Genomic DNA, 13,015 nt, shown 5'->3' on the forward strand with positions numbered 1-13,015 from the left:
CGACGTCGATGAGGAGAGTGAACGTACGTGAGTAAGTTCGTGCGGCCCGCTGCCGAGGGTGCCGACCCGTTCGGGACCGCCCGTCTGCGGCGTGGGGTGCTCGACGCCTGGGCGACCAGCCCGGCCCGGTTCCGGGAGGACGCCAACGCCGAGGAGGACCTCGTCCTCGGGGGGTACCGGGACCGGCTCGTCGTCGAGCTCGCTCAGAACGCCGCCGATGCCGCCGCGCGTGCGGGCGTGGCCGGCCGGTTGCGGCTCACCCTCCGCGACGGCGTCCTCTGCGCCGCCAACACCGGTGCCCCGCTGGACGCGGCCGGTGTCGAGTCCCTCTCCACCCTCCGCGCCTCCGCGAAGCGCGACGCCGGTGACAGCGCGGTCGGGCGTTTCGGTGTGGGGTTCGCCGCCGTCGTCGCCGTTACCGACGAACCCGCCGTCGTCGGGCGGCACGGCGGTATCCGCTGGTCCCTCGCCGAGGCCCGCGAACTGGCCGACGACACCGCCCGGCACAGCCCCGGACTCGGCACCGAGATCCGCCGCCGCGACGGCCACATCCCCCTCCTCCGCCTCCCGTTCGCCGCCGAGGGCACCGCCCCCGACTCCTACGACACCGTCGTCATCCTCCCGCTGCGCGACACCGCCGCCGAGGACCTCGCCGAGCGCCTCCTCATCGCCGTCGACGACGCTCTCCTCCTTGCCCTCCCCGGGCTGGCAGAAGTCGTGATCGAAGTGGGTGACCAGGCACCCCGCACCCTCACGCGTCGCACCGACCTCGCCGACACCGTCGTGGACGACACCCGTGACGGGACCACCCGCTGGCGTACCGCAGCCGCGCACGGAACGCTCGACAAGGAGCTGCTCGCCGACCGGCCCGTCGAGGAGCGGCTGCGGCCCTACTGGTCCGTCACCTGGGCCGTGCCCGTCGACGAGGACGGGACTCCGGCCCGGCCCCGCACCAGCCCCGTCGTGCACGCACCCACGCCGAGTGACGAACCCCTGGGCGTGCCCGCCCTCCTCATCGCTTCTCTCCCCCTCGACACCACCCGTCGGCACGCCGCTCCCGGCCCGCTGACCGACTTCGTCGTCGAGCGCGCGGCGGACGCGTACGTCGAACTCCTCGCCGCCTGGCGTCCGGTGACCACCGGCATCATCGACCTCGTGCCCGGCCCGCTGGGGAAGGGGGAGTTGGACGGCACGCTCCGGCAGGCCATTCTGGAGCGGCTGCCACGCACCTCCTTCCTGCCGCCCGCCATTGAGCCCACCGGCGACGAATCCGACGAACTGCCCGAGTCCCTACGGCCCCGGGACGCCGAGGTCGTCGAGGGCGCCGGTGCCGACACCGTGCAGGTCCTCGCCGAGGTGCTCCCCACCCTCCTCCCCGCCGGACTCGAACGACGCGTGGAACTAAGGACGTTGGGCGTCGCCCGCGTCCCGCTCACCGACGCCGTGGACCGCCTGGCCGGTCTGGAGAAGGACCCCGGCTGGTGGCGACGGCTCTACGACAGCCTCGCGGGCGTCGACCCCGACCGGCTCAGCGGACTGCCCGTGCCGCTCGCCGACGGACGCACCACCATCGGGCCCCGGCAGGTACTCCTCCCCACTCCCGACTCCGCCCAGGTCGAACCCGAAGTCCTCGCCCGGCTCGGGCTCAAGGTCGCCCACCCGGACGCCGCGCACCCCCTCCTGGAGAAGCTCGGCGCGCTGCCCGCCACGCCCCGCGCGGTCCTCACCACACCCCAGGTACGGGCTGCCGTGGCCGCCTCCCTCGACGACGAGGGCGGGGCCGTATGGGACGAACCCACCCCGGACGCCGAGGAGTTGGCCGACACGGTGCTCGCCCTCGTGCGGGACGCGGGTCTCGAACCCGGTGACGAGCCCTGGCTCGGTGCCCTCGCCCTGCCCGACGAGGAGGGCGAACTCGCGCCCGCCGGTGAACTGGTGCTGCCCGGCAGCCCGTTCGCCCAGGTGATGCGGGAGGACGAACTCGCCTTCGTGGACTCCGAGTTGGCCGACCGCTGGGGCGAACAGCCCCTCGCCGCCTGCGGAGTCCTCGCCAACTTCGCCCTCGTCCGGGCCACCGACGTCGTCCTCGACCCGGACGAACTGGAGCCCCGCGACAGTGACTTCGCGGAACCCGACGACCCCGGCCTGCTGGACTCCGTGGACGTCTGGTCGGAAGACGTCCTCGACCGCTTCCCCGACACACCCGTACCCCCCGTCGCCACCGAACTCGTCGCCGTCCGCGACCTCGACCTCGTCGACGACGACCGCTGGCCCCAGGCCCTCGCCCTCCTCGCCCAGCCCCCACTCCGCGACGCGATCACCCAACAGGTCCGCATCCTCCTGCCGGACGGCACGCACGAGGTCGTACGGCCTTACACGGCTTGGTGGTTGCGCGGCCACCCGGTGCTCGACGGCCGCCGCCCGGCCGGCCTCCTGGCCGCCGGCGGAGACCCGCTCCTGCGCGGCCTCTACGACGAGGCCGACGCGACGGGCTTCGACGACGAACAGGTGCTGCGAGCACTCGGCGTACGCACCTCCGTGGCCGCCCTCCTCGACGAGCCGGGCGGCGCCGCCGAACTCCTCGACCGCCTCGCCGACCCGGACCGCGAGGTCACCGGCGGCCAACTGCACGCCCTCTACGGCGCGTTGGCCGACCTGGACCCGGAACAGGTGACCCTGCCGGACGACCTGCGGGCCGTGCTCGACGGCGAGGTCACGGTCGTGGACGCGGCCGACGCCATGGTCGTCGACTCACCCGACCTGCTCCCCTTCACCGCCGGCGTCCCCCTCCTCCCCGTACGGCCGTCCCGGGCCGCCGAGTTGGCCGAGCTCTTCCAGGTACGGCGCCTGAGCGAGTCGGTCACCGGCGAGGTCACCTCCGAGGGCACCGAACACGACGTACCGGAATCCGTCCGGACCCTCCTCGGCCCGCTCACCCCCACGACCTACGTCGAACACGAGGAACTCGTCGTGGACGGCGTCGAGATCGACTGGCGCCGGACACGGGACGGGGTGCTGCACGCCTCGACCCTGGAGGGAGTCGCCGCCGGGCTCGCCTGGGCGGCGGGGCAGTGGCCCCGGCGGTTCGAGGTGGCGGCCCTGCTGGAAGATCCCTCGCGGACGGCGGAGCTGGCGCGGGACCGCTGGTTCGACTGAGCGGTGGAGGCGGGGACGGAGACGGAGACGGAGACGAGCGATCTTCACGGATGCTCTCTCCGCACTTCACCAACGGTTCGCAATACCCGCACAAAGTCTTGATCCGCCGTACAACCTGTCCCACCCGTCGCGGATCAGATCACGTGAGCCAACAGGCTCCGCCATCACTTGGGCCCCGGCGCCGACGACGAGCCGTTCGGAACGACCACCGCGCCGGGGTCCCTTTCTCCACTTGGGGAACACGCATGCGCATACGCGCCACCGTGGCCGCCGTCTCCGGCGCCCTGGTCCTCTCCGCCTTTGCCGTACCGGCCGCACAGGCCGCCGACGCCTCGTCCGGCAAGGCAGCGTTCAGCTCCGCCACGTCCACCGCCGCGGCCACGCTCAACGTCACCTTCTCCAACATGAAGGTCAACAGCGGCAAGGCCGTCGTCGTCGGCGCCACCGCGAAGGTCGCCGTGCCGGTCACCTACACGCTGACGCACGCCGCCGGCCTCGACGTCAGCGCCGACAATTTCGCCAGCGGCCCGCTCATCTACCGGGGCACCTCGGCCACCAGCTTCACCAAGAGGATCATCAGCGACGACCCGGGCACCTGCACCGCCGCCTCGACGACCGTCCTGAACTGCAAGGCCACCATCTACATCCGCCCGACCAGCGACCTGGCGAACGCCGACGCCGCCACCTGGAAGGCGGGCGGCCTCGCCATCTCCGCCAACGGCGCCACGAAGACCCAGAGCGATCTGGGCAGCGTCCCTGTCAAGCGCCTGTCCCAGCTCACTGCCGACGCCACCCCGGAGCCCGTCAAGAAGGGCAACACCATCACGGTGACCGGCAAGCTGAGCCGCGCGAACTGGGAGACCAACAAGTACGCCGGTTACGCGAGCCAGCCGGTCAAGCTGCAGTTCCGCAAGAACGGCTCCAGCACGTACACCACGGTCAAGACCATCACGACAAGCTCGACGGGCACCCTGAAGACCACCGTCAAGGCCACGGTCGACGGCTACTTCCGCTACAGCTTCGCGGGCACCTCGACGACCCCGGCGGTCAACGCCACGGGTGACTTCGTCGACGTGAAGTAGTCAGCAATGCAGGCAGCTGCCCGCGCTCTTGTTTCAGGGGCGCGGGCAGCTGCTTTTAGGGGCGCGGGGAACTGCGCGACCAGCCCCCACCGGCCCGCACCCGACGAACTACGCACCCGGCTGACCACTCAAGCCGGCACCCGCCGATCGACCAACCTCCACACCACTTCCAGCACAACCCCCGCCACCCCCGAAATCCCCACGGCGACCCACGGCATAGTCACCCCCACCAACTTCAGCGCGAAGAAATGCTGAAGCCACGGCACGATCAGGACAACCACGAACGCCGCCCCCATCGACGCCACCAGGGTGATCCGCCACAAGGTGTAGGGACGGGCGATGATCGCCAGCACCCACATCGAGATCAGAAACAGCGTCAGGGTCGCCGCGCTGGTCTCGGCCCCCAACGACCCCTTCCCCGTGTAGTGATGACGGGCGATCAGATACGTCACGAAGGTCGCCGCCCCGGCGATCACCCCGCCCGGGATCGAGTACCGCATCACCCGCCGCACGAAGTGGGGTTGCGCGCGCTCAGTGTTGGGCGCCAGCGCGAGGAAGAACGCCGGAATCCCGATCGTCAGGGTCGACAGCAACGTCAAGTGCCGCGGCAGGAACGGATATTCAACCCGCCAGCACACCACCAGCACCGCCAGCAGCACCGAGTACACCGTCTTCACCAGAAACAGCGTCGCCACCCGCGTGATGTTCCCGATGACCCGACGCCCCTCCGCGACCACCGAAGGCAACGTCGCGAAGCTGTTGTTGAGCAACACGATCTGCGCGACGGCCCGGGTCGCCTCGGACCCCGACCCCATCGACACCCCGATGTCCGCGTCCTTGAGGGCAAGGACGTCGTTCACCCCGTCCCCGGTCATCGCGACCGTGTGCCCGCGCGACTGCAACGCCCCCACCATGTCCCGCTTCTGCTGCGGAGTGACCCGCCCGAACACCGTGCCCTCGTCGAGGGACTTGGCCATCTCCTCCTGATCCGAGGGCAGTTGACGGGCGTCCACGACCTGCCCGGTGAGCCCCAGCTTCCCGGCCACCGCACCGACGGACACCGCGTTGTCCCCGGAGATGACCTTGGCGTGCACGTCCTGCTCGGCGAAGTACCGCAGCGTCTCCGCCGCGTCGGGCCGCAACCGCTGCTCCAACACCACCAGCGCGCTCGGCACGGCCCCCCGCGCGACCTCGGGATCGTCCAGCTCACCCGCGGCCCGGGCCAGCAACAGCACCCGTAGCCCCTGCTCGTTGAGCCGCCCGGTCTCCTCCAACGCGGGATCATCCGCACCCAGCAGCACATCGGGCGCCCCGAGCAGCCACGTGCTCGACTCCCCGTTCCCCTCACTGAACGAAGCCCCGCTGTACTTGCGCGCGGAGGAGAAGGGCAGCGACTCGACGCACCGCCACTCCTCGCTGTCCGGGTAGGCGGTGATGATCGCCTGAAGCGACGCGTTGGGCCGAGGGTCCGACTCGCCCAAGGCACCCAGGACTTTGCGTATGTACGCCTCGTCGGCCCCGCCGAGCGGCCGCAACTCGGTGACGTTCATGCCGCCCTCGGTGAGCGTGCCCGTCTTGTCGAGGCAGACCGTGTCGATGCGGGCGAGGCCCTCGATGGCCGGAAGCTCCTGGACGAGGCACTGTTTCCGGCCAAGTCGGATGACCCCGATCGCGAAGGCCACCGAGGTGAGGAGGACGAGCCCCTCGGGCACCATCGGCACGATCCCGCCCACGGTCCGCGCGATGGAGTCCTTGAACCCGTGCTGTTTGACGACGAGTTGGCTGATGACCAGGCCGATCGCGGTCGGGATCATCATCCACGTCACGTACTTGAGGATCGTGGAGATACCGGTACGCAGCTCGGAGTGGACGAGCGTGAACCGGGAGGCCTCCTCGGCGAGTTGGGCGGCGTACGCCTCGCGCCCCACCTTCGTCGCCTCGAACGCGCCACCGCCGGCGACCACGAAACTCCCCGACATGACCGCGTCCCCGGGCCGCTTGACGACCGGATCGGCCTCACCGGTGAGCAGCGACTCGTCGATCTCCAGGCCGTCGGCCTCGACGCACTCCCCGTCGACCACGACCTTGTCACCGGGCCCGATCTCGATGAGGTCGCCGAGCACGATCTCGGAGGTGCTCACCTCCACCGCGGCCCCGTCGCGCCGCACCGTGGGCTTCGACTCGCCGATCACCGCGAGGGAGTCGAGGGTCTTCTTCGCCCGCCACTCCTGGAAGACCCCGATCCCGGTGTTGGCGATGATCACGTACCCGAACAGGCTGTCCTGGACCGGCGCCACGAACAGCATGATCAGCCAGAGCACGCCGATGATCGCGTTGAACCGGGTGAAGACGTTGGCGCGGACGATCTCGGACAGGGAGCGGCTGCTGCGCACCGGGACGTCGTTGACCTCCCCGCGCGCCACCCGTTCGGCCACCTCGGCCGTGGAGAGCCCGCGTGCCCGCGCCGCCGGGATGGGCACGGGGTGCACAGGGTCGAGTTCGGCGCCCGCGTCGGTGTGCGTCATGCATTCGACGGTACGTGCGGATTTACGGCTTCACCCGCCGAGTGCCCGGAAGATCCGACCAGGGGAGGACGGTTGGCGGGGCGGGGTGATGCCAGAGGTGTAGGGGAAGCTCCTCATTCCGCAGCAGGGGAGGGGGTCTCCGTAGCCGAAGCGGCGGCAGCGGCAGCCATGCGCTTCAGCGCCGCGTCCCGCCCCCGGACGTACCAGATGCCGATCAGCCCGAGCCCGCTTCCGGCCAGGCAGGTCCACAGCCACCACAGATGGCCGTGGTCGTCGAACCAGCCGTAGAAGGGGAGCTGTACCAGGAAGAGGGCGAACCAGAGGATCGTGAGGCCGATGATCGTCGGGACGATCGGGCCCTCCAGGGGCTCGGGTGCCTCGTGTGTCGGTGTCCACTTCGCCATGACCCCAGCTTACGAGGCGAGACAAGACCCGTGGATCTCCGTGTGTCTACGCGCGGAGATAGCGCCTGACGTCTTCATATGTTCATACTGAAACGGTTTCCGTCTGTCCACTTCTGCTCGTAGGAACATCCAATGCCGACCGCCCTCGACCGCTACTTCAAGATCTCCGAGCGGGGCAGCACGCTCCCCCGCGAGATCCGGGGCGGCTTCGCCACCTTCTTCGCGATGGCGTACATCATCGTGCTCAACCCGATCATCCTGGGCAGCGCGAAGGACATGTACGGGCACCACCTGGACAACGGCCAGCTGGTCACCGCCACGGCCGTCACGGCCGCCTTCACCACCCTCCTCATGGGCGTCATCGGCAACGTACCGATCGCGCTCGCCGCCGGACTCGGCGTGAACTCCGTCGTCGCTCTCCAGCTCGCGCCGCGCATGTCGTGGCCGGACGCGATGGGCATGGTCGTGCTGGCCGGTCTGGTCGTGATGCTGCTGGTCGCGACCGGGCTGCGTGAGCGCGTGATGAACGCGGTGCCGTACGGACTGCGCAAGGCCATCTCGATCGGTATCGGCCTGTTCATCATGCTGATCGGGCTTGTGGACTCCGGGTTCATCTCCCGCATCCCTGACGCCGCCCAGACCACCGTCCCGCTCCAGCTCGGCGCCGACGGTCACCTCAACGGCTGGCCGGTGCTGATCTTCATCCTCGGCGTGCTGCTCACGCTCGGGCTGATCGTCCGCAAGGTGTCCGGCGCGATCCTGATCTCGATCGTCACGATGACCGTCCTCGCGGTGATCGTGAACGCGGTCGCGACGATCCCCTCCTGGGGCCTGACCACCCCGAAGTGGCCCGGAAACCCGGTCGCCACCCCCGACTTCGGCCTGATCGGCAAGTTCAGCCTGTTCGGCGGCTTCTCCAAGGTCGGTGTGCTGACCGGCGTCCTCTTCGTCTTCACGGTCCTGCTGTCGTGCTTCTTCGACGCGATGGGCACGATCATGGGCATCAGCGACGAGGCGAAGCTGACCGACGGCGAGGGCAACATGCCCGGCATCAACAAGGTCCTCTTCGTCGACGGCATCGCGGTCGCGGCGGGCGGCGCCAGCTCCTCCTCCGCGACCACCTGTTTCGTGGAGTCCACGGCCGGTGTCGGCGAAGGCGCCCGCACCGGCTTCGCGAACGTCGTCACGGGCGGGCTCTTCGCCGTAGCGCTGTTCCTCACGCCGATCGCCACGATGGTCCCGTCCCAGGCGGCCACCCCCGCGCTGCTCGCGGTGGGCTTCCTGATCCTGGCGGGCTCCGTCAAGGAGATCGACTGGGCCGACCACACGATCGCGATCCCGGCCTTCATCACGATGGTGACGATGCCGTTCACCTACTCGATCACCAACGGCATCGGCATGGGCTTCATCACCTTCGTGGTGCTACGGCTGGTGGCGGGCCGGGGCCGGGAGGTCCCGGTGCCGATGTACGTCGTGGCGGCGGTGTTCGGCTTCTACTACCTGATGCCGGCGCTGGGTCTCACCTGATCGGGCCGGGTCACGTGACCCCGTTGACGCCGTAGAACTTCTCGGTCTCTTCCACGGCGGTCTGGAACCGCTCGTCGAAGTCGTCCCGAATGAGCGTCTGGACCACGTAGTCCTGGACGCTCATTCCCCTTTTCGCCGCATGGTGTCGGAGCCGTTCGAGCAGCTCCCCGTCTATCCGCAGGCTGAGCACGCTGGTCCCCATGTAGACGAGGGTCCGGGGCGGTCTCCGCCGCCGTGTCACGTTCCGCTCCCGGATCACTCATATGGGTGACGGAAGGGTTCAGTGGCCGGAGTCACGGGCATCTCGGCGTGTTGTCATTGGTCTTTAGCGAGAGTAATGAGTTACGCTAAAGAACATGCCGGACCTAACCCATGGCGACGACGCTGCCGCTGTGAACTCCCTGCGATCAGCCGTGATGCGGTTGTCCCGTCGACTCAAGCACCAGCGGGTCGACGAGTCACTCAGCCCCACCGAGATGTCGGTGCTGGGCACCCTGTCCAACTGCGGCAGCGCGACTCCTGGCGAGCTCGCTCGCAAGGAGCATGTGCAGCCGCCCTCGATGACCCGCATCGTCGCGCTGCTCGAAGCCAAGGGCCTGGTGCAGCTTCAGCCGCACCCCGAGGACCGGCGCCAGAAGGTCGTCACCAAGACCCCCCAGGCCGAGGCGATGCTCGAAGAGAGCCGCCGCAAGCGCAACGCGTTCCTGGCCGGCCTGGTCGACGGCCTGGACGAGGACGAGTGGGCGAAGATCGTCGCCGCCGCCCCCGTGCTGGAAAAACTCGCACACCTGTAAATCCGTCTATGTAGGAGGCGACCTTTTGAGTTCGGGACCCGGAGCAGACTCCGCCCCCGCGCCAGCCACCCCCGACTCCCCGCCCACCCCTGATCCCACCGGCACCACCGGCAAGTCCTCGATGTTCAGCTCGCTGAAGATCCGGAACTACCGCCTGTTCTTCATCGGCCAGGTCGTCTCCAACACCGGTACCTGGATGCAGCGAATAGCCCAGGACTGGCTGGTCCTCAGCCTCACCGGCTCCTCCGCCGCCGTAGGCATCACGACCGCCCTCCAGTTCCTGCCGATGCTGCTTTTCGGGCTCTACGGCGGTGTCCTCGTCGACCGGCTGCCCAAGCGCCCCACCCTCCTCGTCACGCAGTCCGCGATGGCCCTCACCGGCCTCGCCCTCGCCTTCCTGACCCTCTCCGGCCATGTCCAGGTCTGGCACGTCTACGTCGCCGCCTTCGCCGTCGGCCTCGCCACGGTGGTCGACAACCCGGCCCGCCAGTCCTTCGTCTCCGAGATGGTCGGCCCCGAGCAGCTGCAGAACGCCGTCAGCCTGAATTCGGCGAACTTCCAGTCCGCCCGCCTGGTCGGCCCCGCCGTCGCGGGCGTCATGATCACCGGCGTCGGCACCGGCTGGGCGTTCCTCTTCAACGGCCTGTCGTTCGTCGCCCCGCTGGCCGGCCTGCTCCTCATGCGCAACCGCGAGCTGAAGGTCGTGGAGCGCGCCCCGCGCGCCAAGGGCCAGCTCCGCGAGGGCCTGCACTACGTCGCAGGCCGCCCCGACCTGATCTGGCCGATCGTCCTCGTCGGCTTCATCGGCACCTTCGGCTTCAACTTCCCGGTGTGGCTGTCGGCCTACGCGGACGACATCTTCCACGCGGGCGCCGGCGCCTACAGCCTCTTCAACACGCTGATGGCGGTCGGTTCGCTGGTGGGCGCCCTGCTCGCCGCCCGCAGAGGCACCACCCGCCTACGCGTCCTGATCGCGGCGGCGACCGTCTTCGGCCTGCTGGAGATCGTGGCCGCCGTGGCCCCCTCCTACTGGCTGTTCGCCCTCCTCATGATCCCGATCGGCATCGCCGGCCTGACGGTCAACGTCACGGCCAACACCGCCGTCCAGATGGGCACCGACCCGGCCATGCGAGGCCGCGTCATGGCCCTGTTCATGATGGTCTTCATGGGCGGTACGCCGGTGGGCGCACCGATCGTCGGCTGGATCACCGACGCCTACGGCCCTCGGGTGAGCTTCGCCCTCGGCGGTGTCATCGCTGCCGCCGCCGCTGCCACGATCGGCCTGGTCCTGGCCCGCATCGGCGACCTGCGCCTGTCCGTCGGCTGGAACCACGGCCACCCGAGCGTCGCCTTCGTCCCGAGACAGCGGGAGCAACTGGCCGCGGTGGCCTGAGAGTTGCGCGGTTGTGCGGTGTGACCGGCCCGGGGACTCACACCCTCCGGGCCAGCACCTGCCCCGGCCACTTGTCCTCCCCGACGGCGAAGGCCTCCGTCGCCGCGAACCCGTTGCTCTCGTAGTAGGCGACGAGCTTGCGGTCGTCCCCCGCGTAACAGTCCACCCGCAGCAGGGAGATACCGGCTCCTCGCGTCACCTCCGCCGCGTGCGCGAGCAGCGCGCTGCCGACGCCGTAGCCCTTGAACCGGCGGTCGGAGGCGAGGAGATGGACGTACCGCTCGGGCTCGTCGGCGGGGTCGAGATACGGCCCCGGGGAGTCGGTGAGCGTCAGCGTGCCCGCCGGGACACCGTCGACCTCGGCGATGTACGGGGAGCCCTCCGTCACGTACCGCTCCACCATCGCCACGGACTTCGGGCTCCCCGACCACGACTTGGTGCCCCACTGCCCGGTGCGCCCCTGAGCGACGAGCCACTCCACGGCGCTGTCGAGCATGGCGAGTATCGCGGGGATGTCGTCGGGCCCGCCGTCCCTGATGCTGATCTCCCGGTTCGTCGTCGTCATGCAGGCAGGCTAGGCGATGGCCCTCATCCGCTCCAGGGCGAGCCGGAAGGCGGTCGGGGCGACCTTCAGGGGCCCGCTGAACGGGTAGTTGAACTCGTAGACGATGAGCAGCATCACGCCCACGGTGAACGCCAGCGAGAAGACGACACCCGCGTGGGCGCGCACGCTGTCCATCCCGAAGAGATAGACGAACCCGACGGTGACCAGCGCCCCGAGCAGCAACGCCACCCACAGCAGCTCCGGCACCCCGGCGGTGGCGGCTTCGTCCACCCGCTCCCGGCGGGCGTCCCCGAGCTGGGCGACGGCCTCCAACGCCCCCTGATAGCGCGCCTGATCGGCACCGGTCGTCGGCTGCCGCGTGTTGATGCTCTCCCTGATCTCGGTGAACTGCCGCCAGGCCCCCGCGTCGTCCCGCTGCTCACCCAGCAGCGGCCACTCCTTGTGGATCACCGTGTCGGTGTACTGCTCGGCCAGCGCGCCGAGCCGGCCCCGGTCGGGCTGCGGGAGCGTGCGGCTGTACCAGGCGATCTGCAGCAGCGCGTTCGTCTCCGTGTACGTGTTCTCGTGGGCCCGCGACCGGGCGTCCCACACCCCCACGACGACCATCGCCAGTACGACGGCGTAGACCACCCCGACCTGCGCGTACACGAACCCGATCGCGTCGTTGTTCGCCTTCCGCTTGGCGAGCGGCACCACGCGGGCGAAGGCCGGCAGCAGCGCCGCGGCGGCCACCGACCCGGTCAGAAGCAGCAGGATTCCGAGCACCGGCATCTGGTCGTCCCCCCGGTCGACGGCGCGTCACTCCATCGTGGGGGACGCCGGCCGGGTGATCCAGTCCCTGGAAGAGTGACGCCATGAGACTCTTCGCGGCGGTATTGCCACCGGAGCGCGCGCTGGCTGAACTCGGTTCGGTGGTCGACGAGTTGAGGCAGCTCCCGGGCGCGGACGACCTGCGCTGGACCGGCCGCCCCGGCTGGCACTTCACCCTCGCCTTCTACGGCGAGGTCGACGAGGACGTCGTACCCGAACTGTCGGCCCGGCTGGAGCGGGCGGCACGGCGGACCGAACCGTTCGGGCTGGCCGTGCGCGGGGGCGGGCAGTTCGGGCAGGGGCGGGCGTTGTGGGCCGGGGCGGAGGGGGACGTCACGGTGATGCGGCTGCTGGCGGACCGTTGCGAGGCGGCGGCGCGGAAGGCGGGCGTGGAGATGGGTGGGCACCGGCGTTACCGCGCCCACCTGACCGTGGCGCGGAGCCGGGAGGCGGTGGACGTGCGGCCGTATCTCGACCGTCTCGACGACTTCGCGGGGCGTCCGTGGACGGTGGACGAGCTGGTCCTCGTGCGCAGCAACCTGCCGAGGTCCGGGGTGGCGGGGGAGCAGCCGCGGTACGAGGCGGTCGGCCGCTGGGGGTTTGGAGCGGGCGGTTAGGCTCGGGTACGTGGACCCGAAATTCCGGAACCGGATCATGGCCGGTGCGCTTGTGCTGTTGTTCGTTGTTGTGGGGCTTGCGGCTGCGCTCGGTAAGTGAGGACTGAGGACTGGGGAACTGCGGTCGCATTTTGGCTGCGGG

11 protein-coding genes are annotated in these 13,015 nt (G+C 69.8%); 6 read left to right on the forward strand and 5 right to left on the reverse strand.

Annotation, left to right across the window (positions count from 1 at the left end; genetic code table 11):
• Window positions 1–27: 27 nt before the first annotated feature.
• Entirely contained in the window at window positions 28–3,156 is a 3,129-nt protein-coding gene (locus tag AB0I69_RS26720; protein WP_363098207.1) for a molecular chaperone Hsp90, read from the forward strand.
• A gap of 245 nt (window positions 3,157–3,401) precedes the next feature.
• Window positions 3,402–4,238 (forward strand): hypothetical protein, encoded by an 837-nt coding sequence (locus AB0I69_RS26725; RefSeq protein ID WP_363098208.1) that lies wholly within the window; start codon window positions 3,402–3,404, stop codon window positions 4,236–4,238.
• Window positions 4,239–4,366: 128 nt separating this feature from the next.
• On the opposite strand, the gene AB0I69_RS26730 is transcribed toward AB0I69_RS26725, so the two are convergent.
• Together AB0I69_RS26730 and AB0I69_RS26735 are read right to left on the reverse strand one after the other, a co-directional pair.
• Window positions 4,367–6,763: a cation-translocating P-type ATPase gene (locus tag AB0I69_RS26730; protein WP_363098209.1), complete on the reverse strand. Its 2,397-nt coding sequence runs from the start codon at window positions 6,761–6,763 to the stop codon at window positions 4,367–4,369.
• Window positions 6,764–6,876: 113 nt separating this feature from the next.
• A complete protein-coding gene (locus tag AB0I69_RS26735; protein WP_363098210.1) occupies window positions 6,877–7,167 on the reverse strand; it encodes a DUF2530 domain-containing protein in 291 nt (96 codons plus the stop codon).
• Window positions 7,168–7,299: 132 nt separating this feature from the next.
• On the opposite strand from AB0I69_RS26735, the gene AB0I69_RS26740 reads away from it, so the two are divergent.
• The gene (locus AB0I69_RS26740) at window positions 7,300–8,694 is read left to right on the forward strand and encodes an NCS2 family permease (protein WP_363098211.1); all 1,395 of its coding nucleotides are present in this window, start codon (window positions 7,300–7,302) and stop codon (window positions 8,692–8,694) included.
• A gap of 10 nt (window positions 8,695–8,704) precedes the next feature.
• Here the strand turns inward: AB0I69_RS26740 and AB0I69_RS26745 are convergent, their stop codons facing one another.
• The gene (locus AB0I69_RS26745) at window positions 8,705–8,896 is read right to left on the reverse strand and encodes a ribbon-helix-helix protein, CopG family (protein WP_359606864.1); all 192 of its coding nucleotides are present in this window, start codon (window positions 8,894–8,896) and stop codon (window positions 8,705–8,707) included.
• A 154-nt stretch (window positions 8,897–9,050) separates the two neighbouring features.
• Here AB0I69_RS26745 and AB0I69_RS26750 point away from each other — a divergent pair, with 154 nt between their 5' ends.
• Together AB0I69_RS26750 and AB0I69_RS26755 are read left to right on the forward strand one after the other, a co-directional pair.
• Entirely contained in the window at window positions 9,051–9,488 is a 438-nt protein-coding gene (locus AB0I69_RS26750; RefSeq protein WP_363098212.1) for a MarR family transcriptional regulator, read from the forward strand.
• A 121-nt stretch (window positions 9,489–9,609) separates the two neighbouring features.
• Complete coding sequence (locus AB0I69_RS26755) at window positions 9,610–10,881, forward strand: MFS transporter (protein ID WP_363098311.1); 1,272 nt, start codon at window positions 9,610–9,612, stop codon at window positions 10,879–10,881.
• 37 nt (window positions 10,882–10,918) lie between these two features.
• Here AB0I69_RS26755 and AB0I69_RS26760 read toward each other — a convergent pair whose 3' ends face one another.
• Both AB0I69_RS26760 and AB0I69_RS26765 read right to left on the reverse strand, forming a co-directional pair.
• On the reverse strand, window positions 10,919–11,446 hold the full coding sequence (locus AB0I69_RS26760) for a GNAT family N-acetyltransferase (RefSeq protein WP_363098213.1): 528 nt from the start codon (window positions 11,444–11,446) through the stop codon (window positions 10,919–10,921).
• A gap of 9 nt (window positions 11,447–11,455) precedes the next feature.
• Window positions 11,456–12,217 (reverse strand): DUF4239 domain-containing protein, encoded by a 762-nt coding sequence (locus AB0I69_RS26765; RefSeq protein WP_363098214.1) that lies wholly within the window; start codon window positions 12,215–12,217, stop codon window positions 11,456–11,458.
• An 83-nt stretch (window positions 12,218–12,300) separates the two neighbouring features.
• Here AB0I69_RS26765 and thpR point away from each other — a divergent pair, with 83 nt between their 5' ends.
• On the forward strand, window positions 12,301–12,873 hold the full coding sequence (gene thpR / locus AB0I69_RS26770) for an RNA 2',3'-cyclic phosphodiesterase (RefSeq protein WP_363098215.1): 573 nt from the start codon (window positions 12,301–12,303) through the stop codon (window positions 12,871–12,873).
• Window positions 12,874–13,015 lie beyond the last annotated feature (142 nt).

Source organism: Streptomyces sp. NPDC050508, from assembly GCF_040655155.1.
Lineage (GTDB): Bacteria > Actinomycetota > Actinomycetes > Streptomycetales > Streptomycetaceae > Streptomyces.